General features: G+C 56.1%; 26 protein-coding genes. 12 read left to right on the top strand and 14 right to left on the bottom strand.

From position 1 onward, the window contains the following. Nucleotides 1–36 precede the first annotated feature (36 nt). Nucleotides 37–1,116, bottom strand: a complete 1,080-nt coding sequence (mltB, locus tag HVZ37_RS17385; protein ID WP_181627802.1) for a lytic murein transglycosylase B — start codon at nucleotides 1,114–1,116, stop codon at nucleotides 37–39. A gap of 269 nt (nucleotides 1,117–1,385) precedes the next feature. On the opposite strand from mltB, the gene srlA reads away from it, so the two are divergent. The 7 genes from srlA to gutQ all read left to right on the top strand — a co-directional run bounded on the left by srlA (nucleotide 1,386) and on the right by gutQ (nucleotide 6,344). Beyond that, complete coding sequence (srlA, locus tag HVZ37_RS17390; RefSeq protein WP_044266606.1) at nucleotides 1,386–1,949, top strand: PTS glucitol/sorbitol transporter subunit IIC; 564 nt, start codon at nucleotides 1,386–1,388, stop codon at nucleotides 1,947–1,949. Continuing rightward, nucleotides 1,946–2,929 carry a PTS glucitol/sorbitol transporter subunit IIB gene (locus HVZ37_RS17395; RefSeq protein ID WP_044266608.1) on the top strand — a complete coding sequence of 328 codons (984 nt, stop codon included), beginning with the start codon at nucleotides 1,946–1,948 and terminating at the stop codon, nucleotides 2,927–2,929. The genes srlA and HVZ37_RS17395 overlap by 4 nt, the downstream gene beginning before the upstream one ends. Before the next feature lie 11 nt (nucleotides 2,930–2,940). After that, nucleotides 2,941–3,303, top strand: a complete 363-nt coding sequence (gene srlB, locus HVZ37_RS17400) for a PTS glucitol/sorbitol transporter subunit IIA (RefSeq protein ID WP_042322676.1) — start codon at nucleotides 2,941–2,943, stop codon at nucleotides 3,301–3,303. A 10-nt stretch (nucleotides 3,304–3,313) separates the two neighbouring features. After that, nucleotides 3,314–4,093, top strand: coding sequence for a sorbitol-6-phosphate dehydrogenase (gene srlD / locus HVZ37_RS17405; RefSeq protein ID WP_042999607.1), 780 nt, complete (start codon nucleotides 3,314–3,316; stop codon nucleotides 4,091–4,093). A 91-nt stretch (nucleotides 4,094–4,184) separates the two neighbouring features. Beyond that, entirely contained in the window at nucleotides 4,185–4,544 is a 360-nt protein-coding gene (gene gutM, locus HVZ37_RS17410) for a transcriptional regulator GutM (protein WP_042999606.1), read from the top strand. A gap of 68 nt (nucleotides 4,545–4,612) precedes the next feature. Further along, nucleotides 4,613–5,386, top strand: coding sequence for a DNA-binding transcriptional repressor (locus HVZ37_RS17415; RefSeq protein ID WP_042999605.1), 774 nt, complete (start codon nucleotides 4,613–4,615; stop codon nucleotides 5,384–5,386). After that, the gene (gene gutQ, locus HVZ37_RS17420; protein WP_042999604.1) at nucleotides 5,379–6,344 is read left to right on the top strand and encodes an arabinose-5-phosphate isomerase GutQ; all 966 of its coding nucleotides are present in this window, start codon (nucleotides 5,379–5,381) and stop codon (nucleotides 6,342–6,344) included. The genes HVZ37_RS17415 and gutQ overlap by 8 nt, the downstream gene beginning before the upstream one ends. On the opposite strand, the gene norR is transcribed toward gutQ, so the two are convergent. Continuing rightward, nucleotides 6,341–7,858: a nitric oxide reductase transcriptional regulator NorR gene (norR, locus tag HVZ37_RS17425; protein ID WP_181627803.1), complete on the bottom strand. Its 1,518-nt coding sequence runs from the start codon at nucleotides 7,856–7,858 to the stop codon at nucleotides 6,341–6,343. The two genes, gutQ and norR, sit on opposite strands and share 4 nt — an antisense overlap. A 187-nt stretch (nucleotides 7,859–8,045) precedes the next feature. Between norR and norV the strand changes: the two genes are divergently transcribed. Both norV and norW read left to right on the top strand, forming a co-directional pair. Next, nucleotides 8,046–9,491 carry an anaerobic nitric oxide reductase flavorubredoxin gene (gene norV, locus HVZ37_RS17430; RefSeq protein WP_181627804.1) on the top strand — a complete coding sequence of 482 codons (1,446 nt, stop codon included), beginning with the start codon at nucleotides 8,046–8,048 and terminating at the stop codon, nucleotides 9,489–9,491. Further along, nucleotides 9,488–10,630, top strand: a complete 1,143-nt coding sequence (gene norW / locus HVZ37_RS17435; RefSeq protein WP_181627805.1) for an NADH:flavorubredoxin reductase NorW — start codon at nucleotides 9,488–9,490, stop codon at nucleotides 10,628–10,630. Before norV ends, norW begins: the two co-directional genes overlap by 4 nt. Nucleotides 10,631–10,736: 106 nt before the next feature. Here norW and hypF read toward each other — a convergent pair whose 3' ends face one another. From hypF to HVZ37_RS17450, 3 genes are all read right to left on the bottom strand, one after another. Beyond that, a complete protein-coding gene (hypF, locus tag HVZ37_RS17440; protein WP_181627806.1) occupies nucleotides 10,737–12,977 on the bottom strand; it encodes a carbamoyltransferase HypF in 2,241 nt (746 codons plus the stop codon). Between the two features lie 103 nt (nucleotides 12,978–13,080). Next, a complete protein-coding gene (hydN, locus tag HVZ37_RS17445) occupies nucleotides 13,081–13,626 on the bottom strand; it encodes an electron transport protein HydN (RefSeq protein ID WP_042999599.1) in 546 nt (181 codons plus the stop codon). A gap of 144 nt (nucleotides 13,627–13,770) precedes the next feature. Then, nucleotides 13,771–14,784 carry a LacI family DNA-binding transcriptional regulator gene (locus HVZ37_RS17450; protein WP_181627807.1) on the bottom strand — a complete coding sequence of 338 codons (1,014 nt, stop codon included), beginning with the start codon at nucleotides 14,782–14,784 and terminating at the stop codon, nucleotides 13,771–13,773. A 265-nt stretch (nucleotides 14,785–15,049) separates the two neighbouring features. On the opposite strand from HVZ37_RS17450, the gene ascF reads away from it, so the two are divergent. The 3 genes from ascF (at nucleotide 15,050) to HVZ37_RS17465 (ending at nucleotide 18,369) form a co-directional block, all read left to right on the top strand. Next, on the top strand, nucleotides 15,050–16,504 hold the full coding sequence (gene ascF / locus HVZ37_RS17455; protein WP_061069681.1) for a PTS cellobiose/arbutin/salicin transporter subunit IIBC: 1,455 nt from the start codon (nucleotides 15,050–15,052) through the stop codon (nucleotides 16,502–16,504). 21 nt (nucleotides 16,505–16,525) lie between these two features. Then, nucleotides 16,526–17,950: a 6-phospho-beta-glucosidase gene (locus HVZ37_RS17460; RefSeq protein WP_042999596.1), complete on the top strand. Its 1,425-nt coding sequence runs from the start codon at nucleotides 16,526–16,528 to the stop codon at nucleotides 17,948–17,950. Between the two features lie 167 nt (nucleotides 17,951–18,117). After that, the gene (locus HVZ37_RS17465) at nucleotides 18,118–18,369 is read left to right on the top strand and encodes a SymE family type I addiction module toxin (RefSeq protein WP_042999595.1); all 252 of its coding nucleotides are present in this window, start codon (nucleotides 18,118–18,120) and stop codon (nucleotides 18,367–18,369) included. A 26-nt stretch (nucleotides 18,370–18,395) separates the two neighbouring features. On the opposite strand, the gene hycI is transcribed toward HVZ37_RS17465, so the two are convergent. The 9 genes from hycI to hycA form a co-directional block, all read right to left on the bottom strand. Continuing rightward, on the bottom strand, nucleotides 18,396–18,860 hold the full coding sequence (gene hycI / locus HVZ37_RS17470) for a hydrogenase maturation peptidase HycI (protein ID WP_044266632.1): 465 nt from the start codon (nucleotides 18,858–18,860) through the stop codon (nucleotides 18,396–18,398). After that, nucleotides 18,853–19,263 (bottom strand): formate hydrogenlyase maturation HycH family protein, encoded by a 411-nt coding sequence (locus tag HVZ37_RS17475; protein WP_181627808.1) that lies wholly within the window; start codon nucleotides 19,261–19,263, stop codon nucleotides 18,853–18,855. Before HVZ37_RS17475 ends, hycI begins: the two co-directional genes overlap by 8 nt. Further along, nucleotides 19,260–20,027 (bottom strand): formate hydrogenlyase subunit HycG, encoded by a 768-nt coding sequence (gene hycG / locus HVZ37_RS17480; RefSeq protein ID WP_181627809.1) that lies wholly within the window; start codon nucleotides 20,025–20,027, stop codon nucleotides 19,260–19,262. The genes HVZ37_RS17475 and hycG overlap by 4 nt, the downstream gene beginning before the upstream one ends. Continuing rightward, complete coding sequence (hycF, locus tag HVZ37_RS17485) at nucleotides 20,027–20,569, bottom strand: formate hydrogenlyase subunit HycF (RefSeq protein WP_044255059.1); 543 nt, start codon at nucleotides 20,567–20,569, stop codon at nucleotides 20,027–20,029. Before hycF ends, hycG begins: the two co-directional genes overlap by 1 nt. A gap of 9 nt (nucleotides 20,570–20,578) precedes the next feature. Next, nucleotides 20,579–22,288 carry a formate hydrogenlyase subunit HycE gene (gene hycE, locus HVZ37_RS17490; protein WP_042999590.1) on the bottom strand — a complete coding sequence of 570 codons (1,710 nt, stop codon included), beginning with the start codon at nucleotides 22,286–22,288 and terminating at the stop codon, nucleotides 20,579–20,581. A 17-nt stretch (nucleotides 22,289–22,305) separates the two neighbouring features. After that, the gene (locus HVZ37_RS17495; RefSeq protein ID WP_042999589.1) at nucleotides 22,306–23,229 is read right to left on the bottom strand and encodes a respiratory chain complex I subunit 1 family protein; all 924 of its coding nucleotides are present in this window, start codon (nucleotides 23,227–23,229) and stop codon (nucleotides 22,306–22,308) included. A 2-nt stretch (nucleotides 23,230–23,231) separates the two neighbouring features. Further along, nucleotides 23,232–25,058: a formate hydrogenlyase subunit 3 gene (gene hycC / locus HVZ37_RS17500; RefSeq protein WP_061069679.1), complete on the bottom strand. Its 1,827-nt coding sequence runs from the start codon at nucleotides 25,056–25,058 to the stop codon at nucleotides 23,232–23,234. Further along, nucleotides 25,055–25,666: a formate hydrogenlyase subunit HycB gene (gene hycB, locus HVZ37_RS17505; RefSeq protein WP_042999587.1), complete on the bottom strand. Its 612-nt coding sequence runs from the start codon at nucleotides 25,664–25,666 to the stop codon at nucleotides 25,055–25,057. Before hycB ends, hycC begins: the two co-directional genes overlap by 4 nt. Before the next feature lie 136 nt (nucleotides 25,667–25,802). Then, on the bottom strand, nucleotides 25,803–26,264 hold the full coding sequence (gene hycA / locus HVZ37_RS17510; protein WP_042999586.1) for a formate hydrogenlyase regulator HycA: 462 nt from the start codon (nucleotides 26,262–26,264) through the stop codon (nucleotides 25,803–25,805). Between the last annotated feature and the right edge of the window lie 43 nt (nucleotides 26,265–26,307).

The raw sequence follows: 26,307 nt of genomic DNA on the forward strand, positions 1-26,307 counted from the left end.
GCCCAGGGAAGCCGAAGCAACCCTGGGTAAAAACCATTATTGCACGCGCGCCAGCGCCACTGCCTGACCTAACTGCCACACCGCCATCGCGTAATGGGTGCTGTGGTTGTAGCGGGTAATAGCATAGAAGTTCGGCAAACCGTACCAGTACTGGTATCCGGTACCAATATCCAGGCGCAGCAGGCTCACCTGCTGATGGTTGCCCAGCGGTTGTTGCGGAGTGAGTCCGGCGGCCGCCAGTTGAGAAAGGCTGTACTGCGTTTTAAAGCCATTCGCCAGTCCCGGTGCCTGACCGTTCGCCATCACCGCCACCGCGTCGCCCTTCACCCAACCGTGCGCTTTGAAGTAATTCGCCACGCTACCGATAGCATCGGCCGGATCCCACAGGTTGATGTGGCCGTCGCCGTTGAAATCTACCGCGTACTCTTTATAGGACGACGGCATGAACTGTCCGTAACCCATCGCGCCAGCAAAGGATCCTTTCAAATCTAACGGGTCATCCTGTTCGTTACGCGCCATCAGCAGGAACGTCTCCAGCTCGCCGGAGAAGTACTCCGCACGACGTGGGTAGTTAAACGACAGCGTCGCCAGCGCGTCCAGAATGCGCGTTTTTCCCATCACGCGACCCCAGCGGGTTTCCACGCCAATAATGCCCACGATGATCTCCGGCGGAACGCCGTAAACCTGCCAGGCACGGTTGAGCGCATCTTCATACTGATTCCAGAATGCCACGCCGTTTTGCACGTTATCCGGGGTAATGAACTGTTTGCGATAGCGTAGCCATGCGCCGTTAGGTCCGGCCGGCGGCTGCGTGGTCGGCGCCTGCCTGTCCATCAGACGCAAAACGTAATCCAGGCGCTTCGCCTGTGACAGGATCTCCTGCAACTGCTGACGATTAAAACCGTGCTTGTTCACCATCTTATCGATGAACTGCTGCGCATTCGGGTTGTTGGCAAAGTCGCCCCCCATCTGCATAACGTTGTGCTGGGGCTCAAGCAGGAAGCCGCCGGAAGGCGTGCCCGTTGTCGTTTGAGGCTCTTGAGGTTTCGGTTTGCTACTACAGGCAGCAAGTAACACAAACAGGGGAAGTAATGCTACATAACGACGCTTGAACATGAGACATCCATTAAACAGATTCAGCCAGAGAGAAGTATGGTAAAGCATCCCCCGTCATACAAGGAAGCACCAGACGCGCTCCGTCACACAATTTACGTATCACTTCCCCTCGTTTGATCGTCAGTACATTCTTTCCTTTCCACAAAAACTTTCAACTTAAAATATTTTACTTTCATTTTGAGATCAAAATAACACTTTTATTTCTTTCAATCTGATTAAAATAAGTCACCCATTCGCAAGATAACTAAAAATCCCTACAGGAGAGAATAATGATCGAAACCATTACACATGGAGCAGAGTGGTTCATCGGGCTGTTCCAGAAAGGTGGAGAGGTGTTTACCGGGATGGTCACCGGCATTCTTCCACTGCTGATCAGCCTGCTGGTCATCATGAATGCGCTGATCAACTTTATCGGCCAGCAGCGAATCGAACGCTTCGCCCAGCGCTGCGCCGGGAATCCGTTGTCCCGCTACCTGATTTTGCCTTTTATTGGCACGTTTGTGTTTTGTAACCCCATGACCCTGAGTCTGGGCCGCTTCATGCCAGAGAAATACAAGCCCAGCTATTACGCAGCCGCCTCTTACAGCTGTCACTCAATGAACGGCCTGTTCCCGCATATCAACCCTGGCGAACTGTTCGTTTACCTCGGCATTGCCAGCGGCCTGACCACGTTAGGTCTCCCGCTCGGGCCACTGGCCGTGAGCTATCTGCTGGTCGGAGTGGTCACCAACTTCTTTCGTGGCTGGGTCACAGACCTCACAACCTCCATCTTTGAGAAAAAGATGGGTATCCAACTTGAGCAGAAAGTCCACCTTGCAGGAGCAGCATCATGACGCGTATTCGAATTGAACGAGGAACTGGCGGCTGGGGTGGCCCGTTAGAGCTGGACGTGACCGCCGGAAAGAAAATTGTCTATATCACCGCAGGCACTCGCCCGGCGATTGTCGACAAACTGGCGCAGTTAACCGGCTGGCAGGCTGTCGATGGCTTTAAAGAGGGAGAACCGCCTGAAGACGAAATTGGCGTTGCCATCATTGACTGTGGCGGGACGCTGCGTTGTGGCATCTATCCTAAACGCCGTATTCCGACCGTGAACATTCACTCAACCGGGAAATCCGGCCCGCTGGCCCAGTATATTGTTGAAGACATTTATGTCTCTGGCGTCAGGGAAGACAACATCACCGTCATCAGCGACGCGTCTGCTGCACCGCAGCCGCAATCACAACCGGCAAGCGCTACCGCCGGACGTGATTACGACAGCAGCAAAAAAATCACCGAACAGAGCGATGGCCTGTTAGCAAAAGTCGGCATGGGGATGGGGTCGGCGGTGGCCGTGCTGTTCCAGTCCGGTCGCGACACCATCGATACGGTTCTGAAAACCATTCTGCCGTTTATGGCATTCGTCTCGGCACTGATCGGCATCATCATGGCCTCGGGTCTGGGTGACTGGATCGCCCATGGCCTGGCGCCGCTTGCCAGCCATCCGTTGGGTCTGGTGACGCTGGCGCTGATCTGTTCGTTTCCACTGCTGTCGCCGTTCCTCGGCCCAGGTGCGGTCATTGCGCAGGTTATCGGCGTTCTGATCGGCGTGCAAATTGGCCTGGGCAACATCCCGCCGCATCTGGCGCTGCCCGCCCTGTTTGCCATTAACGCCCAGGCAGCCTGTGACTTTATTCCGGTCGGTCTGTCGCTGGCAGAAGCCCGTCAGGACACCGTTCGCGTCGGCGTGCCGTCGGTACTGGTGAGCCGCTTCCTGACGGGGGCGCCCACCGTTCTCATCGCCTGGTTTGTTTCCGGCTTTATTTATCAATAAGAGGTGTCGACATGACCGTTATTTATCAGACCACCATCACCCGTATCGGCCAAAGCGCACCGGATGCGCTCTGCGACCAGATGCTGATTACCTTTCGTGAAGGCGCGCCTGCGGATATCGAGGAGTTTTGCTTTATCCATTGTCATGGCGAACTGAACGGCCCGCTGCAGCCCGGCGCCCAGTTCGAACTGGGTCAGCATCGTTATCCGGTCACTGCCGTTGGCAGTGTGGCCGAGCAGAATTTACGTGAACTGGGGCATATCACCCTGCGCTTCGATGGGCTGAGCGAAGCGGAATTTCCCGGCACCGTGCATGTCGCGGGGCCTGTACCGGACGATATTGCACCGGGCTGTATTTTGAAGTTTGTCGCTTAAGGAGAGAAAAATGAATCAGGTTGCCGTTGTCATTGGTGGAGGACAGACCCTGGGGGCGTTCCTCAGCCGTGGGCTTGCAGCAGAAGGGTATCGCGTTGCGGTGGTAGATATTCAGAGTGATAAAGCCGCAAACGTTGCACAGGAGATTAACGCAGAATTTGGCGAAGGCATGGCCTACGGTTTCGGCGCCGACGCCACCAGCGAACAGAGCGTGCTCGCACTCTCTCGCGGTGTGGATGAAATCTTTGGCCGCGTGGATCTGCTGGTTTACAGCGCCGGGATTGCGAAAGCAGCATTTATCAGTGATTTCCAGCTCGGCGATTTTGACCGCTCGCTGCAGGTGAATCTGGTCGGCTACTTCCTCTGCGCACGTGAATTCTCCCGTCTGATGATCCGCGATGGTATTCAGGGACGTATTATTCAGATCAACTCCAAATCCGGTAAAGTGGGCAGCAAGCACAATTCCGGCTATAGCGCGGCGAAGTTTGGCGGCGTGGGGTTAACGCAGTCGCTGGCGCTGGATCTGGCGGAATATGGCATTACCGTGCATTCGCTGATGCTCGGCAACCTGTTAAAGTCACCGATGTTCCAGTCGTTGCTGCCGCAGTACGCCACCAAGCTGGGTATCAAGCCAGACGAAGTGGAGCAGTATTACATTGATAAGGTTCCGCTGAAGCGCGGCTGCGACTATCAGGATGTGCTGAACATGTTGTTATTCTATGCCAGCCCGAAAGCGTCGTACTGCACCGGGCAGTCAATCAACGTTACCGGTGGACAAGTAATGTTTTAATGGGTATCGCCCGGTGGCGATACGCTTACCGGGCCTACCCGCAGGCCGGAGAAAGTGAAACCGCCGTCTGGCAAAATGAAAGGAGCAACATATGGTATCCGCACTCGTTACTGTCGCCGTCATTGCCTGGTGTGCACAACTGGCGCTGGGATACTGGCAAATATCGCGCTTTAACAACGCATTTGACCGACTTTGCCAACAGGGACGTGTCGGCGTAGGGCGTTCAGGTGGACGTTTTAAACCGCGCGTCGTGGTCGCCGTCGCTGTCGATGATAATCAGCGAGTCACCGATACGTTGTTTATGAAAGGTCTCACCGTATTCGCCAGACCAGGAAAAATCGCCGACATTCAGGGCAAACATCTTAATGAATTACAGCCTGATGTGATCTTTCCCCATGATCCGCTATCGCAGAATGCACTATCATTGGCGCTTAATCTGAAACATGGGTAATTTCGTTGTGAATGCTATTAGCTTGCGAAATTATCATTTCGCAAATTTAATTCAGGGTTATTTCGCCTATGAAACCTCGTCAGCGTCAGGCCGCCATTCTGGAGCATCTGCAAAAACAGGGTAAAAGCTCTGTGGAAGAACTGGCCCAGTACTTTGACACCACGGGCACGACCATTCGCAAAGATCTTGTCGTTCTGGAAAATGCCGGTACCGTCATTCGCACCTATGGCGGCGTGATGTTAAATAAAGATGAGTCCGATCCGCCTATCGATCACAAAACGCTGATCAATACGCATAAGAAAGAGCGTATTGCTGAAGCTGCGGTCCGCTTTATCCATGATGGCGACTCCATCATTCTGGATGCCGGGAGTACCGTGCTACAAATGGTGCCGATGCTTACCCGCTTTAGCAATATCACCGTCATGACCAACAGCCTGCACATTGTCAACGCGCTGTCCGAGTTAGACAACGAACAAACCATCCTGATGCCTGGCGGAACATTTCGTAAAAAATCGGCCTCATTTCACGGACAACTGGCCGAAAACGCCTTTGAGCAGTTCAGTTTTGATAAACTCTTCATGGGCACCGACGGTATTGATCTCAGTGCCGGCGTAACCACCTTTAATGAGGTTTACACCGTCAGCAAAGCGATGTGTAACGCCGCTCGCGAAGTCATTCTGATGGCGGACTCATCAAAGTTTGGCCGCAAGAGTCCGAATGTTGTGTGCAGTCTGGAAAGCGTCGACAAACTGATTACCGACGCGGGTATTGATCCCGCATTTCGTCAGGCGCTGGAAGAGAAAGGGATTGAAGTGATCATAACCGGAGAAACCAATGAGTGATGCACTACTGAACGCGGGCCGTCAGACGTTAATGCTGGAATTACAGGAAGCAAGCCGTCTGCCGGAACGTCTGGGCGATGATTTTATCCGCGCCGCCAATACCATTATCCACTGTGAAGGCAAAGTGATTGTCTCAGGTATCGGCAAATCGGGCCATATTGGTAAGAAAATCGCCGCGACGCTCGCCAGTACCGGCACCCCGGCCTTTTTTGTTCACCCTGCCGAAGCGCTGCATGGCGATCTGGGGATGCTCGAAAGCCGTGACGTGATGTTGTTTATCTCCTATTCCGGCGGCGCAAAAGAGCTGGATCTCATCATCCCGCGTCTGGAAGATAAATCCATCGCCCTGCTGGCAATGACCGGCAAACCCAATTCACCGCTGGGTCTGGCGGCGAAGGCTGTTCTGGATATCTCCGTTGAGCGCGAAGCCTGCCCGATGCACCTGGCGCCGACCTCCAGCACCGTCAATACCCTGATGATGGGCGACGCGCTGGCGATGGCGGTTATGCAGGCACGCGGCTTCAATGAAGAAGATTTTGCCCGCTCGCATCCGGCCGGTGCGTTGGGCGCGCGTTTGCTTAATAAAGTGCATCACCTGATGCGCCGTGACGACGCTGTCCCGCAGGTTCAACTTGCCACCAGCGTGATGGACGCGATGCTGGAATTAAGCCGTACCGGTCTGGGTCTGGTCGCCGTTTGCGACGACCAGATGCAGGTGAAAGGCGTCTTTACCGACGGCGACCTGCGTCGCTGGCTGGTTGGCGGCGGCGCGCTCACCACGCCGGTCAGTGAAGCGATGACCCACAACGGCATCACCTTGCAGTCAGAAAGCCGGGCGATTGATGCCAAAGAGATCCTGATGAAACGCAAAATTACCGCCGCGCCGGTGGTGGATGAAACCGGTAAGCTCACCGGCGCCATCAACCTGCAGGATTTCTATCAGGCCGGGATACTCTAATCCTTCAGCCCCAGACGCTTCGCCAGCCGGTGCAGGTTGGCGACATCCGTTTCAAGTGCCCGGGCGCTGGCCGCCCAGTTGTGATTATTTTGCGCCAGCGCCTGGCGAATCATTTCCCGCTGGAACGCCTCCGTCGCATCACGCAGATTGTGATTGCGCGGTAAATCCGCTGTCACTTCCGGCTGCGGCGTCATGGCCTCCTCCTGCAACGCGAAATGCTTCGCTTCCAGTACCACTTCGTCTCCGGATCGGGTCGCGCGCGCCAGCACTACCGCCCGATGAATCGCATGTTCCAGTTCACGCACGTTACCCGGCCAGCCGTAATTCAGCAGATGGCTACGCGCCCCAGGACTGAGCACCACGCGGGAAAGCCCCAGTCGTAATCGACACTGCTCGCAAAAATAACCCGCCAGCAACACCACATCTTCCCCACGCTCCCGTAGCGGGGGAACCAAAAGCGGAAACACGCTCAGACGATGAAACAGATCGGCACGAAAACGTCCCGCCAGCACCTCTTCACGCAGATCGCGATTCGTTGCCGCCAGCACGCGCACATCCACGCGCAGGCTGCGGTCATCGCCGACGCGCTGAATATCGCCATACTGCAATACGCGCAGCAGTTTGGCTTGCAGAGCCAGCGACAGTTCACCAATTTCATCGAGGAATAACGTGCCGTTATCGGCCATTTCAAATTTGCCGCTACGGTTGCTGATGGCCCCGGTGAATGCCCCTTTCACATGACCAAACAGTTCGCTCTCCGCCACGCTTTCCGGCAGCGCGGCGCAGTTCAGGTAGACCAACGGGTTGACCGCGCGAGGTGAACCTTCGTGAATCGCCTTCGCCACCAGTTCTTTCCCGGTACCAGTTTCGCCGCTGATTAACACGTTAAGATCGGAGCCTGCCACAATCTCGATCTCTTTTTTCAACTGCATCATGTTCGGCGAGAGACCAATCATCTGCGTCTCTTTTATCTGTTCGAAATCGGTACTCGACCCCGGCAACATATTCTGGCTTTCCAGTTGTTCAATCAGCAGCGCATTGCTCAATGCACCAGCGGCCAGCGCGGCGATGAGCCGTAACTCCTCATCGCTGAAAACATCAAACTGATCCGGCGCCATGCCATCGAGGGTCAGCGCGCCGATCAGGTTCTGCCCGGCAAAAAGCGGCAACCCAATACAGGCATGCACTTTCAGACTCTCATGCCCCGGGATCAATCCGTCATACGGGTCAGGCAAATCGCTGTCTGCCGGAAAGCGCACCACGTCTCCGGCGCGGGCGATGGCCTCCAGTCGGGGATGCCCTTCGAGGGTAAAACGCCTGCCGAGCACATCACGTGCAAGACCATCAATCGCCAGCGGGATAAACTGGCGCGCCTCATAACGCAGCAACGCAGAAGCATCGCATTCCAGCACCTGACGCAGCGTAGTAATCAGACGCTGAAAACGATCCTGATGGCCCACTCCGCGCTGTAATTCAATGGCGATCCCCGCCAGAACATCAACAGAAAAACTCATGCTGTCCTCACTGTCATTTTGACAATCCATACTGTCATATTGACTGTGTTATGAATAGTCTTTTTGACTACCATCTAATGAGTATAAAATTTTAAATCAATAAAAATCAAATAGATAAAAAATTGGCACGCGACCTGCAATAAGCGAAACAACTTATTTGAACAACGCTAAATGAATTGAGGTTGCTATGTCTATTCTGGTTAAAAATAATATCCATTGGGTTGGCCAACGTGACTGGGAAGTGCGTGATTTCCACGGAACCGAATACAAAACGCTGCGCGGCAGCAGCTACAACAGCTATCTCATCCGTGAAGAAAAAAATGTCCTGATCGATACCGTCGATCATAAATTCAGCCGTGAGTTTGTGCAGAACCTGCGTAATGAAATCGACCTCGCAGACATCGATTACATCATTATCAACCATGCGGAAGAAGATCACGCCGGGGCGCTGACCGAGCTGATGACGCTGATCCCGGATACCCCTATCTACTGCACCGCCAACGCGATTGACTCAATTACCGGTCACCATCACCATCCGGAGTGGAATTTTAACGTCGTGAAAACCGGCGACACGCTGGATATTGGTAACGGCAAACAGTTGATCTTCGTGGAAACGCCGATGCTGCACTGGCCGGACAGCATGATGACCTACATGACCGGCGATGCCGTCCTGTTCAGTAACGACGCTTTCGGTCAGCACTACTGCGACGAACGTCTGTTTAACGATGAAGTGGATCAGACCGAGCTGTTCGAACAGTGCCAGCGTTACTACGCCAATATCCTGACCCCGTTCAGTCGTCTGGTGACGCCAAAAATTACCGAAATCCTCGGCTTCAACCTGCCGGTCGATATGATTGCCACCTCCCACGGCGTGGTCTGGCGCGATAATCCGACCCAGATTGTTGAGCTGTATCTGAAATGGGCGGCGGATTATCAGGAAGATCGCATCACAATTTTCTACGACACCATGTCCAATAACACCCGCATGATGGCGGATGCGATTGCGCAGGGAATTAACGAAGTCGACCCGAACGTGGCAGTGAAAATTTTTAACGTCGCCCGCAGCGATAAAAACGAAATCCTGACCAACGTTTTCCGCTCTAAAGGTGTGCTGGTCGGCACCTCCACGATGAACAATGTGATGATGCCGAAAATTGCCGGTCTGGTGGAAGAGATGACCGGTCTGCGTTTTCGTAACAAACGCGCCAGCGCTTTTGGTTCCCACGGCTGGAGCGGCGGAGCGGTCGACCGCTTATCCACCCGTTTACAGGATGCCGGTTTTGAAATGTCGCTGAGCCTGAAGGCCAAATGGCGCCCGGACCTGGATGCGCTGGAACTGTGCCGCCAGCACGGTCGTGAAATCGCGCGTCAATGGGCGCTCGCGCCGTTGCCGGACGCGACAGTGAAAGCGACAACCAAAGAAGAAGCATGCGCCTGCGCCGCCGCAGCAGCCGACCTCGGTCCGAGCATGCAGTGCAGCGTGTGCCAGTGGATTTACGATCCGGCAAAAGGTGAACCGTTGCAGGATGTCGCGCCAGGTACGCCGTGGAGCGATGTGCCGGACAACTTCCTCTGTCCGGAATGTTCATTAGGCAAAGATGTCTTCGACGTGCTGGCAACGGAGGCAAAATGAGCCGGGGAATTGTCATCATTGGTTCGGGCTTTGCTGCCCGCCAGTTAGTCAAAAACATTCGCAAGCAGGACGCGGATGTCCCGTTAACTCTGATTGCGGCTGACAGCATGGATGAGTATAACAAACCCGATCTCAGTCATGTGATAAGCCAGGCGCAGCACGCCGACGACCTCACCCGTCAGTCGGCGGGAGAGTTTGCTGAACAGTTTACTCTACGTCTCTTTCCCCACACCTGGGTCACCGACATTGATGCCGATGCCCACGTGGTAAAAAGCCAGGACAAGCAGTGGCAGTACGACAAACTGGTGCTGGCTACGGGCGCTGCGGCCTTTGTTCCACCGATAGCAGGACGTGAGTTAATGCTCACATTGAACAGCCAGCAGGAGTACCGTGCCTGCGAAACACAGCTACGCGATGCCCAACGGGTGCTGATTGTCGGCGGCGGGTTGATTGGAACCGAACTGGCGATGGATTTCTGCCGCGCAGGTAAAGCGGTCACGCTGATAGATAACGCAGCCAGCCTGCTTGCTTCGCTGATGCCGCCGGAAGTGAGCAGTCGCTTACAGCATCGTCTTACCGATATGGGCGTACACCTGTTGCTGAAATCACAGTTACAAGGGCTGGAGAAAAGCGCATCCGGTATTCGTGCAACGTTCGATCGCGAGCGCAGCATTCACGTCGATGTGGTGATTGCCGCCACGGGTCTGCGCCCGGAAACGGCGCTGGCGCGTCGCGCCGGTTTAACCCTCAACCGCGGCGTTTGTGTCGACAGCTACCTGCAAACCAGCCACCCGGATATTTATGCCCTCGGCGACTGCGCGGAGATCAACGGTCAGGTGCTACCGTTCCTGCAGCCTATTCAGCTCAGTGCGATGTACCTGGCGAAAAATCTGCTCGGCGGCAACGCGCCTCTGAAGCTGCCTGCCATGTTAGTCAAAATCAAAACGCCAGAACTGCCGCTGCATCTGGCAGGGGAAACCCAGCGTCGCGATCTGAACTGGCACATTGCCGCAGAATCTGACGGCATGGTAGCCAAAGGGATGAACGGTGAAGGACAGCTCTGCGCCTTTGTGGTAAGTGAAGACAGAATGAAGGAGGCTTTCGCCCTGCTGAAAACGTTGCCTCGGCAGGCCGGATAAGACGCTCTGCGTCGCCATCCGGCGCTATCGCCACTGATTGATTAACCTCATGCACACGGAAGTGCGATATTGCTTGTCGTTTCGCCCCGCCTGCCCCGGGGCTTTTTTATGCTTCCGCCATCCCACGCGCCGCAGCAATCACCCCCTGTCCCAGCGACAGTCCACCATCACCGGCTGGTAACTGCTGCGGGAACAACAGCGTAAAATCCGCCAGATAATAAGCCAGGCGAGCTGACAGTAACCGGTTGTGCATCACCCCACCGCTGAACACCAGCGTGTTGATACCGCGTGCCGTGGCCTGCTCGCGCAGCATCGCGGCAAACCCTTGTGCCAGCACATCGTGGAAAGCCCATGCGCGTTCAGCGGGCGTTGCCTGCCAGTTCAGCCACTGCGACCAGAAGGTTGCCAGATCCAGTTGATTCCCCGTCAAGGGAAGCGTGACCGGATGCTTAACTCCCGCGCATTGCGACGCCAGCGCCTCCAGTGTGCAGGCGGCTTCCCCTTCATAACTGAGCGATTCTGGCGCGCAGTTCAGTGCTGCGGCAACCGCATCGAACAGACGCCCGCAGGACGAGGCCAGCGGTGCGTTAATCCCACGCTCAATCGCTCGCGCCAGCACGTTCCAGGTCTGTCGCTGTAAGTATCGCGTTTCCGGATAGCGCTGCCACTCCGGCACAAAGCGCAAACACTGCGCTAACAGGTTACGCCAGGGCTGCTTCGCGGCGAGATCGCCACCGGCAAGCGCCACGGCGGGCAATCCACCAAGATGTTCACACGCACGGTAGTTCACCCGCAGACACTCTCCTCCCCACAGCGCGCCCGCGTCACCCATTCCAATGCCGTCCAGCGTCAGGGCGATAACATCACCACCGTCCAGCGGCCACCCATGCTCGGCCAGACAGGCTGCGGCATGAGCATGATGATGCAACACGATCTCCGTTGGCAGGTTCATCTCACTGGCCCACTGGCTGGAGACATACCCCGGATGGGCATCGCGAACAAGGCACTGTGGCGTGAAGTCATAGATAGTCTGGATTAACCGCAGTGCGTCACGCCACTGATGTTGGATCCCATCGTCGCTGAGATCGCCAAGATGCTGGCTGATCACCGCCTGCTCACCGCGCACCAGGCAGAAGGTGTTTTTCAGATCCGCCCCCAGACAGAGTATCGGTGGTATATGATGAAATCCCGGCGGCAACGCCAGCGCGTCCGGGACATATCCCCGCGAGCGACGCAGCATTTCACCGCTTTCACGTACCACGGAATCGTCCATGCGCTGCACGATGTCGCGATTGTGTAACAGGAAACCCTCGGCAATATCCTGCAAATCCTTAATTGCCTGTTCGTTGCTGATGGCCGGCGGTTTACCGCTAAGATTGCCGGAGGTCATTACCAGCGGGCGCTTCAGTGCCTGGAGCAACAGGTGCTGAAGTGGATTGGCGGGCAACATCACGCCAACCTCCGCAAGCCCTGGGGCAATACCGTCACACAGCGAGGAAACATGTTGCTTATCCACCAGCACAATCGGGGCGGCGGGCGTTTTCAGCAGTCGGGTCGCCGCATCCGACAGGCCCGACGCATCCGGCAGCATAACCGCCAGCGGTTTTGCCGGACGGCGCTTACGCGCACGAAGCCGTGCCACGGCATCGCTGTTTCCCGCATCGCAGGCCAGATGAAATCCGCCGATCCCCTTAACGGCAACAATACCTCCGGTCTGTAGCATTTCAACCGCAGCCTGTAATGCCGCCTCTTTTTCCGCATGGTGTCCGCCACTCAGCCAGCGCAGATGCGGACCACACGCCGGGCACGCCACCGGCTGGGCGTGAAAACGTCGGTCACAGGGATCGCGATACTCGCTGTCGCATTGCGGGCAGAGCGGAAATGACGCCATCACGGTAAACGGACGATCGTAGGGCATCGCCCGGATAATGGTAAAACGCGGGCCGCAATGGGTGCAGTTGATAAATGGATAGCGATAACGCCGCTCTCCGGGCGTATTCATTTCGGCAAGACATTCCGGGCACGTCGCGGCATCGGGCACAATCTGGGTGTTCATCGTGCCGCCCGCACTCTGGCGAATGCTGAACTCCGTGGGCGGCTGCGCCCAGCGAAAAGGCTCACTTTCTACGCTGTCGATACGCGCCAATGGCGGACAATGGGCATGCAGTTCACGGATAAACAGCGCGGGATCTTCCAGCAATCGAACCACCACGCCATCGCCATCATTACAGACGTCGCCATGCAACTGAAGCTGCTGCGCCAGTTGCCAGACGAAAGGACGAAAGCCGACGCCCTGAACTTTGCCGCGAATACGGAGCTGTATGCCAGAGGGGGTATTTGTTGCCATTGAGTCATTCTCGCCATCATCATTCCCGGAAAGGTATTTTACGAAAATTTCCGGGAATTCCCTTGATGCCAGCGCGTTTCCTGAGTGATTTTTGCGGCAGGAATCAGAAAAGCAAAGAAGCGGAAGAATCCAGCGCCGCACGACGACGCTTTTCCGCGCTGAGTTGCTCGAGCTTATTACGGTCAACGCAAATCAGGGCATGCGTCGGACAGGCTTCCATACAGGCCGGACCGGCATCGCGGTGATAACAGAGATCGCACTTGTTAGCTTCCGCTTTTTCTGCCCGTACGTTCAGGCCGGCACCGCTATTACGCACAACCGGACGCACCACGACTTCCATTGCACCATATGGACAGGCCACCACGCAGGTTTTGCAGCCAATGCAACGTTCCTGCATGACATGAACAAAACCTTTATCACGGCTGATGGCACCGTTCGGACAGACGTTCGCACACGGCGCGTCCTCGCACTGGCGGCACAGCGTCGCCGTCGAGACATTCACACCTTTGATCACATGAATACGGGGTAAAAAGGTTTCAGGGGTCAGTGACGCGCAGTCCTGGTTTTCCTGATGGGAGACCACGCAGGCCACTTCACAGGTACGGCAACCAATGCACTTATTGGCGTCTGCAATGATGAAACGGTTCATCAAATTCTCCAGCAATGACAGATAATGTGCCGAAACATTCACAAATCATGCCAGTTTTTATCTTGCTGTAATTTAACGATATTTAAAAACAGAGGGTGACCGTTATGGTGTCATCGTCACGAATGACGATGACGGGTGACAATGTTACTGCGCCGCCATCGACATAACGGAATCTCGGCGAATCAACGTGCCGGTGAAGCTTTTCGGTGGCGTAAACGCCCCGCCGTCCAGCATGAAAATGAGTCGGCCAATGGTCTCCTGAATCATCTCCGTCACCGGAATTTTGACGCTGGAAAGCGCCGGTATGGTGTAGGGCGCCATCGCGATATCGTCAAAACCAATCACCGACACCTGCGATGGCACGGCGACCCCTTTGTCATGCAACTGTTTGATGGCCCCAATCGCCATGTCGTCATTGCTGGCCACCAGCGCGCTGAACGTCACGTCGCGAGAAAGCAGCACGTCCACCCCTGCGGCACCGCAGGCCGGCGTCCATTTGCCTTTGACGATCAGGTCGTCATTAACGGCGATGCCATGTCGGGTCAGTGCCTCTTTGTACCCCGACAGGCGTTCAACCCCGGTGGGTGAGTCCATCGAACCGGTGATAAAGGCAATCTGCTGATGGCCTGCGGCAATCAGTTCCGCCACAGCGTTAAAACTGGTCTGCTTATGATCGCACCAGACACAGTGGCTACTGTTTTTCCGTAACCGGCGGTTAAGCACCATAATCGGCTGCGAATGGCTGTCGATTATTTTATCGATCTCATCCACGCTGAGAAAACGCGGGTAGATCATGATCGCGTCGCAGCGCAAATCCAGCAGATACTGGATCGCCTGGCGTTCCTCCTCCGCGCTGTGTTTGCCATCGGCAAGCAGAAGCTGACGCCCCTGATCTTCCGCCATCCGCGCGGTATGAAACAGCAATTCGCTAAAATAGACGCCGTGGTAGAGGGTGTTAGTCACCACCAGCCCCAGCGTCTGACTGGTTTTCGCCGCAAGGCTACGCGCCAGCAGGTTAGGCCGATAGCCGCTCTCCTCAATCGCCTGAAATACACGATCCTTCGTCTCCTGGCTGACGTAGCCATTCCCTGAAAGCACCCTGGAGACCGTCGCCTTCGACACCCCGGCCCGCTGCGCTACCTCCAGCATCGTCGTCATAAGTTTTCTTCCTTTTCTCGCAATGAGATGCAGTGTACTTCACTGCCGCGTGGTTGTCCCCGATGCTAAATCACCCCAGAAAACCGCGAGTGACATGAATCACATTTCACGAAAATTAATAAAATTAAATATTGCCCAACTTGAATAAACTATTCATGATTTTGTGGAATCGGTTTCTCATCAGCGTTTCATCACCGACGATCGCTCAGGCGAATGTGCGGCAAAAATAAAACGTACCCTACTGATAAAACAGGATAAAAATCCTATGTCCAAGAATTATGCAGCGCTGGCGCGCTCCGTGGTGACGGCTCTGGGCGGCGTCGACAATATCACCGCAGTGACACACTGCATGACGCGTCTGCGTTTCGTTGTGAAAGATGACACGCTGGTCGACAGTGCCACGCTCAAAACCCTCAGCGGTGTACTCGGCGTCGTTCGCAGCGACAACCAGTGCCAGGTGATTATCGGCAATACCGTCTCCCAGGCGTATCGTGAGGTCGTCAACCTGTTGCCGGGCGATATGCAACCCGCCGAGCCCATTGGCAAACCCAAGCTGACGCTCAGACGCATTGGCGCGGGGATCCTTGATGCGCTAATCGGTACCATGTCGCCGCTGATCCCGGCGATTATCGGCGGATCGATGCTCAAACTGTTGGCAATGATCCTTGAAATGACCGGCGTGCTGGAAAAAGGCTCCTCCACGTTAACGATCCTGACCGTGATCGGCGATGGCGCCTTCTTCTTCCTGCCGTTAATGGTGGCGGCCTCGGCGGCGATTAAATTTAAAACCAACATGTCGCTGGCGATCGCCATTGCCGGGGTGCTGGTGCATCCAAGCTTTATCGACCTGATGGCGAAAGCGGCACAGGGTGAGCACGTTGAATTCGCCCTGATCCCGGTCACCGCGGTGAAATACACCTATACGGTTATTCCGGCGCTGGTGATGACCTGGTGTCTGTCGTACATCGAACGCTGGGTGGATCGCATTACGCCCGCGGTCACCAAAAACTTCCTCAAGCCTATGCTGATCGTGCTAATCGCCGCGCCGCTGGCCATCGTCCTGATTGGGCCGATTGGCATCTGGATTGGTAGCGCGATATCCGCGCTGGTCTATACCATTCACGGTTATCTCGGCTGGCTGTCTGTTGCCATCATGGGCGCGCTGTGGCCGCTATTGGTAATGACCGGGATGCACCGCGTCTTTACGCCAACCATCATTCAGACCATTGCCGAAACGGGCAAAGAAGGGATGGTCATGCCGTCCGAAATTGGCGCCAACCTGTCGCTCGGCGGTTCCTCGTTGGCGGTAGCCTGGAAAACGAAAAACCCGGAACTGCGCCAGACTGCGCTGGCAGCGGCGGCCTCGGCCATCATGGCCGGAATTTCGGAACCCGCGCTCTACGGTGTGGCTGTGCGCCTGAAACGGCCACTGATTGCCAGCCTGATCAGCGGCTTTATCTGTGGCGCGGTCGCCGGGATGGCTGGACTCGCCAGCCACTCAATGGCGGCGCCGGGCCTGTTTACCAGCGTTCAGTTCTTCGATCCGGCGAATCCCATGACTATTGTCTGGGTATTTGGCGTCATGGCGCTGGCGGTGGTGTTGTCATTTGTCCTGACGCTGCTGCTGGGCTTTGAAGATATCCCCGTCGAAGACGCAGCCGCACAGGCACGCAAAAACCAGGCTGCACAACCGTCTACGGTAAAAAGCGCCAGCGTCTGACTGTTATTCACTGAGGTTATTATGGCTGTATTTCCGCAAGGATTTTTATGGGGTGGCGCACTGGCCGCCAACCAGGCTGAAGGCGCATACCGGGAGGGCGGCAAAGGGCTGACCACTGTCGATATGATCCCGCACGGCGAGCATCGCATGCCGGTCAAACTGGGACAGGAGAAACGTTTCCAGCTGCGGAATGATGAATTTTATCCCAGCCATCAGGCGATCGATTTTTACCATCGCTATAAGGACGATATCGCCCTGATGGCGGAAATGGGCTTCACCGTCTTTCGCACCTCGATTGCCTGGAGCCGTATTTATCCCAACGGCGACGAACTGACGCCTAACGAGGAAGGCATTGCCTTCTATCGCGCGGTGTTTGCCGAGTGCAAAAAGTACGGTATTGAACCGCTGGTGACGCTGTGCCACTTCGACGTGCCCATGCACCTGGTTACCGAATACGGCTCCTGGCGTAATCGCAAGATGGTGGAGTTTTTCACCCGCTATGCGCGTACCTGTTTTGAAGCTTTTAACGGGCTGGTGAAATACTGGCTGACCTTCAATGAAATCAACATCATGCTGCACAGCCCGTTCTCCGGCGCGGGGTTGGTGTTTGAAGAGGGGGAAAATCAGGATCAGGTGAAATATCAAGCCGCGCACCATGAGCTGATTGCCAGCGCGCTGGCGACGAAAATCGCCCATGAGATCAACCCGCAGAACCAGGTGGGCTGCATGCTGGCGGGCGGTAATTTTTATCCGTACTCCTGCAAACCGGAAGATGTCTGGACAGCGCTGGAAAAAGATCGTGAAAACCTGTTCTTCATTGACGTACAGGCGCGCGGCGCATATCCAGCTTACTCTGCCCGTGTGTTTCGTGAAAAAGGTGTGGTGATTGAGAAAGCCCCGGCAGATGATGCAATCCTGAAAAACACCGTCGATTTTGTCTCTTTCAGCTATTACACGTCGCGCTGCGCGTCGGCTGAGATGAACACAAAGAACAGCAGTGCCGCGAACGTGGTGAAGTCAATGCGCAACCCGTACATCCAGGTCAGCGACTGGGGCTGGGGGATCGACCCGCTTGGACTGCGCATCACGATGAATATGATGTACGACCGCTACCAGAAACCGCTGTTCCTGGTGGAAAACGGTCTCGGGGCAAAAGATGAAATCGATGCCGATGGCCACATTAATGACGATTATCGTATTAGCTATTTGCGCGAACACATCCGTGCGATGGCTGACGCCATTGAAGACGGCGTGCCGCTGATGGGTTACACCACCTGGGGCTGTATTGATCTGGTGGCCGCGTCGACGGGTGAGATGAGCAAACGGTACGGGTTCGTCTATGTCGACCGCGATGATGCCGGTAACGGTACGCTTGCGCGAACGCGTAAAAAATCGTTCTGGTGGTACAAAAAAGTGATCGCCAGCAACGGTCAGGATCTGGCGTAAACAGGATGGCGGATGGCGCTCGCGCTGTCCGCCCCTCCCTTCCCTCGTTACATCATTTGCATTTCGTTTCCGCTATCTCCCTTCCAGTTTTCGGTTTGCCCCTTCCCTTTTTTACTGGCATTTTATACAGGTATTTTCATCTACTCGTGGGCAACAAGGAATCGTTTATGACTATTGAGGCTGGCAGTCCTGAAATCGCTATCATCAGGCCGTTTCGTCGTTTAAAGGTGAGCTATGTCAGAAAGCGCCATGAAGATCCAAAAACCGGCAACACGCGCCGCTATAGCCGGCATGCGTCGTTAACCATTAATGGCGACTGGCTGGAACAGGCGGGTTTTCCGACCGGCACCCTTGTCAATGTGGCGGTAATGCAGGGGAAATTAGTGATCGAACAGGTGAGAGAGGAACAGGCCGGATGAGGTCATAGCGTCATCCGGCATGAATGTCACGACGCCGCTAATTCCGCAAAGCCGCCGTGGCCCTCCCAGCCGTCGAGACGCTGGTAAACGGTGTCGACGGCATCCTTAATGGGTTGAGTCATAGGATAATAGAACCCGACGATATCCGGCTGAATCCCGAGGAAGATCACCTCGCCGACGTCTTCTTTAAGCTGATCAACCAGATAATTCAGCGGCATATTGTGGGTCGTCATCATGAACATCTCGGCGATATCGTCAGGATCGACAATGCGGATCTCGCCGGGATTCAACCCCATGTCGGTAGCGTCCACGATCAGCAGACGATCCGGGCGCAGTTCGCGAATGGCCACGATGTCATTTTCCGGCGCACAGCCTCCGTCAATGACCACCCAGTGACCTTTCGCCTGCGCCGCGCATTTTTCTGCCAGCAGCGGACCCGCGCCGTCATCCCCCATCATGCTGTTGCCAACACACAATAAAACGTCAGTCACGGTGTCTCCTTACCATCAGGTAAATCGCGCTCTCCTGATGAATATCGTGCAACATGCTGAGCATCTGTTTGCTCCATGCCTGCTGCTCCGGGGTCTGTACCGCGAGCGCACGATCAAACGCGTGCGCCAGCATTTGCACATGATTAAAATCGATGACGATCTCGCCATACTTCGGCACACCTTCCATCTTCCGACGGGCCTCGCTGCCCTCTTCCAGCGTGGCAATCCACGTCAGATACGCCTCCCACGGGCAGGTCAGCGCGGCTTCCAGGCAGTCGATGATCCCAAGATGGTGACCAATCGCCAGGCTGTAATAGACAACCTGCTGCGCCTCGGCGGGCGTCGCATCGTTCTCATCAATAAACTTACGGCTCAGTTGACTGAACACCACCATTTCACTCATCGGATACGCGCCTCTTCAACAACCTGATTCAGGTGGGTGACGATCTCGGTCAGACGCGGATCGCTTTCCGCTTCCAGCCAGCGCGCCACCTGATGTTCACCCTGGCCGAGTTGACGCAGGTAATCATCCGCAATCTGACGCCCATAGCGATAACCGGCCAGTCGACGCGCCTCGCGATCGACCTTCACGCGCAGCGGCTGCACCATGTCCGGATGCAGGATTTCCGCTGGCTGATCGTCCAGTTCTCCCGGTGCACGAGCATGAATTTTCTGCTCCAGCAGGCCCAGCGCCATCGCAAAGCCGTACAGCGTTGCCGCAGGCGTCGGCGGGCATCCTGGAATATACACATCCACCGGCACAATTTTGTCAGTGCCGCCCCAGACGCAGTACAAGTCATGGAAGATACCGCCGCTGTTGCCGCAGGCGCCGTAAGAGATGCAGATTTTCGGATCGGGCGCAGACTGCCAGGCACGCAGCGCCGGGGAGCGCATCGCACGGGTAACCGCGCCGGTGAATAGCAGTATGTCCGCATGACGCGGCGACGGTACGACTTTGATACCGAAGCGTTCGGCGTCAAACAATGGTGATAAGGTCGCGAAAATTTCAATTTCACAGCCGTTACAGCCGCCGCAGTCCACGCGGTAAACATAGGTTGAACGCTTGATGTTTTTCAGTAATGACGCCTTCATGCTGGCGATGGACTCATCCACCGTCATCGGTACCGGAATACCGTTTGCGTCACGCGGACCTAATAAATGGCTCATCAGCTGGCCTCTTTCATATGGCGAGTCAGTTCAATTCGGTCGGACGGCACCAGGCACTTCTGACGTTTGCAGTCCGGGCAGGTCTCAAAGCTTTCGCGGTGATGCTCCGCGCGGCTGTCGCCGTTGTGCTTAAGCAGCGCAATGGCGTAATCAATCTCTTTCTGAACAGCGAAAGGACGATGGCATACGCGGCAGTTGCACAGCGCAAAACGGGACTGCTGGAGGAAATCCTCTTTCTTCCACACCGCCAGTTCATACTCCTGCGAAAGCTTGATCGCCGCCGTCGGGCACACTTCTTCGCAGCGGGCGCAGAAAATGCAGCGCCCGAGGTTGAACTGCCAGGCCAGTTCGCCGCTGGCCAGATCCGTTTCCACCGTCAACGCATTTGACGGGCAGGCATTCACGCAGGCCGCGCAGCCAATGCACTGCTGCGGATTGTGCTCCGGCTTACCGCGGAAGTTTTTATCAACCGCAATCGGCTCCAGCGGATAAGACGAAGTCGGCGCGCCGGTTTTGATGACTTTTTTGATAAAGGTAAACATGGCGATTCCTTATTTCAGCGGCGAGTTTTTACGCTCAATGCTGTAGCGCTCAAGTTCTTTGTATGGCACGACTTTGCTCTTCTTCTTACGCACATCCACCACGGTCATGCGGTCAGTACAGGAGTAGCAAGGGTCAAGGCTACCGATAATCAGCGGTGCATCAGAAACGGTGTTGCCGCGCAGCATGTAACGCAGGGTCGGCCAGTTAGCGTAAGTCGCCGCACGACAGCGCCAGCGATACAGCTTCTGGTTGTCGCCGGTCATGCTCCAGTGAATATCGTCACCGCGTGGTGCTTCGGAAAAGCCCAGCGCAAAGCGATGCGGAATGTAGGTGAAGCCTTCCACCATCAGCGGACCGCCGGGCAGGTTGTCCAGACCGAAGTCGATCATATTCAGTGCGGTGTACACTTCGTTGATACGCACTTTCAGACGCGAGATCACATCGCAGCCCTGTTCGCTGTGAACCGTCATCGGCAGTAGACCGTAACCGACAAACGGGTGATCGGCGCGGGTGTCACGAGCGTGACCGCTGGCGCGAACCATCGGCCCAACGTTACTGAAATCACGCGCAATCTCTGGATCCAGACGACCAATTCCCACGGTGCGCTGTTCCATGTTCGGCGTACTGAGCAGCATATCCACCAGTTCCTGCACGTCGCGACGCATCTGCTGCGCCAGTTGACGGGTCTGGATCATGTCCTCTTTCAGCAGATCGCGACGAATCCCGCCGATCAGGTTCAGACCGTAAGTCTTACGCGCCCCGGTCAGGATCTCCGCCATCTTCATGGAGGTTTCGCGTACGCGGAAGAACTGCATAAAACCGGAGTCAAAACCGGTGAAGTGACAGGCCAGACCGAGGTTCAGCAGATGGGAGTGCAGACGCTCCACCTCCAGCAGAATGGCGCGGATCATCTGCGCGCGTTCCGGCACCACGATGCCCATCGCGTTTTCAACGGAGGTGGTATACGCGGTGCTGTGGGCGAAGCCGCAGATCCCGCAAACGCGATCCGACAGGAAGGTGACTTCGTTGTAGCCCATCCGGGTTTCCGCCAGTTTTTCCATGCCGCGATGGACATAGAACAGGCGGTAATCAGCGTCGATAATATTTTCGCCATCAACAAACAGGCGGAAGTGTCCCGGTTCATCCGAAGTGACGTGCAGCGGGCCAATCGGCACCACGTTATTTTTCTTGTCACCCAGTTCATTGATGAACTCGTAGGTTTCCGCATCGGTGGTCGGTGCCGGGCGCTGACGATAATCCATGCTGTCTTTACGCAACGGATAGAGTTCGTCCGGCCAGTCATCCGGCAGCACCAGACGGCGTTCGTCCGGCAGACCGACCGGGATCAGACCGTACATGTCGCGCACTTCGCGCTCGCCCCAGACGGCAGCCGGCACGCGCGGCGTGACGGACGGGAATTCCAGCTTATTGGCATCAACTTCAACACGTACCGTGATCCAGCATTTGGTACCCTGCTCCATCGACAGCACGTAGTACACCGCGTAATGACCACACAGCTGGCGTTCATCATTGCCAAACAGCACTGAGAGCCATCCGCCCTGCTTGTAGTAGAGGAATTCGACCACTTCCGGCAGATAGTTGACCTTCACGGTGATGGTCAGCTGATCCCGGGTCTGCCAGGCTTCGTCCAGCACCACGCCAGGAAACGCCTGGTGCAGTGCGGCAAGGTATTGTTGACCAACTTTTTCTTCAGACATGCTCAAACTCTCTTAAATCACGCCACCAGCAAGGAGACGAACGCTAAAAACGCAAACCCAAAACCGGCCCAGGTCACGCGTGAGGTGGCGCAAAAACGCAGACGCGCCATGCTGTTTTCAAACAGGGCAATCACCAGTACGCCGACAAGCAGCTTGATGATGGCGATCACCAGCGCCAGCAACAGTCCACCTGCGCTGAACGTTTCCATCTGTCCCCACGGCAGGAACACGCCGACAAACATTTGCAGTACTACCAGCTGTTTCAGGCTAATGCCCCACTTCAGCACCGCAAAACCGCTGCCGCTGTATTCGGTCAGCGGCCCTTCCTGCAATTCCTGCTCCGCTTCCGCCAAATCGAACGGCAGTTTGCCCATTTCGATAAAGGTGGCGAACGCACAGGCGCACAGTGCCAAAATCAGCGGAATGCTGCGGGCTGCTGGCCAGTGATAGATCGTATCGGTGATATTGCTGATATGTGTGGAACCCGCAACCTGCGCAGCGACCCACAGTCCCAGCAGCAGGATCGGCTCCACCAGCACGCCGAGCATCGCTTCACGACTGGCACCGATCGCCGTGAACGGGCTGCCGGTATCAAGTCCCGCGATAGAAAAGAAGAAACGGGCAATAGCGAACAGATAAATCAACGTGATCAAATCGCCCAGTTGCGGCAGCGGTGAACCCACGGTTACCACCGGCAGCGCGGTAGCGATGGTCAGCATAACGCCCACCATCACAAAAGGCGTCAGACGAAAGACCCAGCCAGCATCCGCTGGCGCGACGCTCTGACGGCCCAGCAGTTTGAGCAGGTCGCGATACTCCTGCAATACACCAGGACCGCGGCGATTGTGCAGACGGGCACGCGCCACGCGGGTCACGCCGGATAGCAGCGGCGCAGCGGCAAATAACACCAGCGCCTGAATTAACGGATATAAAACACTCATTCTCAGGCTCCTCGTGAAACCACAATCACCACCAGCACGGCCAGTTCGATCAGCGCCAGGCGGCGGAACAGCACCGGTACCGCCGCGCTTTGCCAACCCGGAACCCACGCTACCGGATTGAGCCACTTACGCAGTTTGAGAACCGGTGCAAAGGCTTCCTTCACTGGCATCGCGAAACCGTGCGCGGTAATGACCATCGACTGCTCGTGATCGTAACCGCAGACCCATGCCGTCCCGCGAGAACGCGATGGCAGACGGTTGCCTTTGAACATCGCCATGATGATGAATGGCAGCAGCGGACAGGCAATCAGCAACAGCGTGATCATGGGTTGCGATACGGTGGTATTGGCGGTTTCCAGCGGCAACGGTACGGCAGTCGCCAGCAGCGGCAACAGCCACGGCGCGGCAACTCCGCCGAGTACGCAACAAATCGCCAGCGCCACGACGCTGATGCCCATCAGAAGAGGCGCACAGCAGGCGTTTTCCGCCTCTTTCGTGCGCGGCGCGCCGAGGAAGGTCACGCCATACACTTTCGCCATACACATCACCGCCAGCGCACCGGTAATCGCCAGACCGACCGCCAGTAGTGGCCCCAGCAGACGACCAATAAACGCGCCGCTGTTGCCCAGTTTGAAGAAGGACTGGTAGATCACCCACTCGCCAGCAAATCCGTTCAGCGGCGGCAGTGCAGCCATCGCCATCAGCCCCACCAGCATCGCAATGGAAATGACCGGCATGCGTTTACCGATGCCGCCCAGTTTTTCGATATCGCGATGTCCGGTACGAAACCAGATGCTGCCCGCGCCAAGAAACAGCACGCTTTTGAACAGGCTGTGGTTCACCAGGTGATAGAGACCACCGGTCAGGCCCAGCGCAATCAGCGTCGGTTGTTTGAGAGCAATCCCGGTCACGCCTGCGCCGAGACCGAGCAGGATAATGCCGATGTTTTCCAGCGTGTGATACGCCAGCAGGCGCTGAATATTGTGCTCCATCAACGCATACAGACCGCCGACAAACGCGGTGATCATGCCGAGAACCAGCAGTAACACACCCCACCACAGCGGCGCATTACCGCCAATCAGCGATAACGAGAGAATGCCCAGTAGACCGACCTTCATCACCACGGTGGAGAACAGGGCCGCCGCTGGAGCGCTGGCGTTCGCGTGAGCCTGCGGCACCCATCCGTGCAGCGGAATAATCCCGGCCAGCAGACCAAAGCCCGCCACGCCAAGCAGCCAGATGTCAGCGCCCAGCGGCAGTTCCTGAGTGCGCAGATCGAGGAGACGCAACTCAAGGGTGCCATAGCGCTGCCACACCAGATAACAGGCGATCGCCAGCAGCAGCGTACCGAGACGCCCCAGCGCAAACCACAGCTTGCCTTCTTTGCTGCATCCGGTCAGGAACACCGCACACAGCGCCATGATTTCCGCCATTACCACCAGCGTGCCGAGATTGCTGGCGGCAACTGCGCACACCGCCGCCGCCATCAGCAGATTCACCAGCAGACCGTTGGCCCTGACCTGCGGATGGCGATGCCAGTCGATGTTGTACAAACTGACGAACAGTCCACACAGCCCCAGCGTAATCAGCCAGATAGCATTCAGCGGGGTGATTTGCACGCTGTGACCGATAAACGGCATCACGCCGCGCACCGCGACAGCGTTGATGAGCACGGAGAAACCCGCCGCGGCAGTACACAAGCACCCCACCGCGCCGCCCACACCAGCAACCCAGCCGCTAAGCGCTTTATGAAAAGAGAACAGAAATGCCAAGACGGCGGCGGCGGCAAACCAGGCCACACCGCTGATGATCAGTGAAATTGCGCTCATTTTGCCTCCCCACTCTGAGCCTGCTGAAACAAGGAGAGATCGCCGAAGTCAGTATTGAAAGTCAGCTCACGTTTCCGTTTACTGGCGCGGGCGATGTCCATGTTGTTCACCAGATGCAGAGCTTTCGTCGGACACATCCGTACGCAGGCCGGGCCTTGTTCATCGAAACTGCACAGATCGCATTTCACCGCGATGGCACGCACGCCCGGAACCCAGTCCAGCAGCGTACTGACGCGAGCCGGTGCCGGTGGCGCTGGTGGTGCTTTAGGCGTATTGGCGTTGGCCGGGATATGCAGCGGACGGCTGCCGGAAAATTCGATCGCGCCAAACGGACAGGCAATGCCGCACAGTTTGCAGCTCACGCACAGGCTTTCATTAAGCTGTACGGCGCCATCCACCCGGTTAATGGCGTTAACCGGACACACGGTGGCGCAAGGGGCATCTTCACAGTGGTGGCAAAGCTGCGGCGCAGATTCTTTTTCATTCAGCATCACTTTCAGGCGCGGCATAGACTGTAGGCCGTGCTGGCGATGCGTCTCTGAACAGGCGGCCTCGCAGGTGTGGCAGCCGATACAGAGCGTGGAGTCAGCAATTACAAAACGATTCACCAGGCATTCCTCAGGTGATAGTCATTTTTGACGAAAACATGCCGATGAAATGTCATTTTCGACACTGTTCGACACGTCTGTCCCTTAAAGCGTCGTGACAACCCATGAGACGACGTCACGACGTAAAACGCTGGGGTCAGGCCGCCGGATTTTGTCTCGCCACCAGTTGGCTCAGATTGATCGGCGACCCGCTTTCAACAGCGGCATACAGTCGGTCATAAACGCTGGCGATTTTATCGAGATAGTGTTCCAGCACCTGCTCACGCTCACGGTTGCTGACCCGCTCGTCCACTTTGCCATCAATGCTCAATTGCGCCTGTGCAATCAGTTGCTTATCTTCGCCATCTTTTGTTTCGACGTAATACTCAATGGTGTGGCTGTTGAAGCCTTCCGCCATCGTGACGGTGATGCGAAAGTGTTCGAACAGTACGAAACAGAGATCTTTATCCGGCGCGCAGCTCATCGCATGGTGCAGACGCGCTTTCGACAGGGTGATCCCCTGAACCAGCGAATTGCAGTAAATATGCCACTGGTCCTGTAGGCGACGATGCCGCTGCGCGATGTAATCGGCTTTTTCGCTTATTTCCCAAATAGTCATGTCAGGTTACCCGTTTAACAGAGATAGCCTGCCATAAGCATTT

Origin of the sequence: Citrobacter sp. RHB35-C17 (assembly GCF_013816795.1) — a bacterium.
Taxonomy (GTDB): Bacteria; Pseudomonadota; Gammaproteobacteria; order Enterobacterales; family Enterobacteriaceae; genus Citrobacter_A; species Citrobacter_A amalonaticus.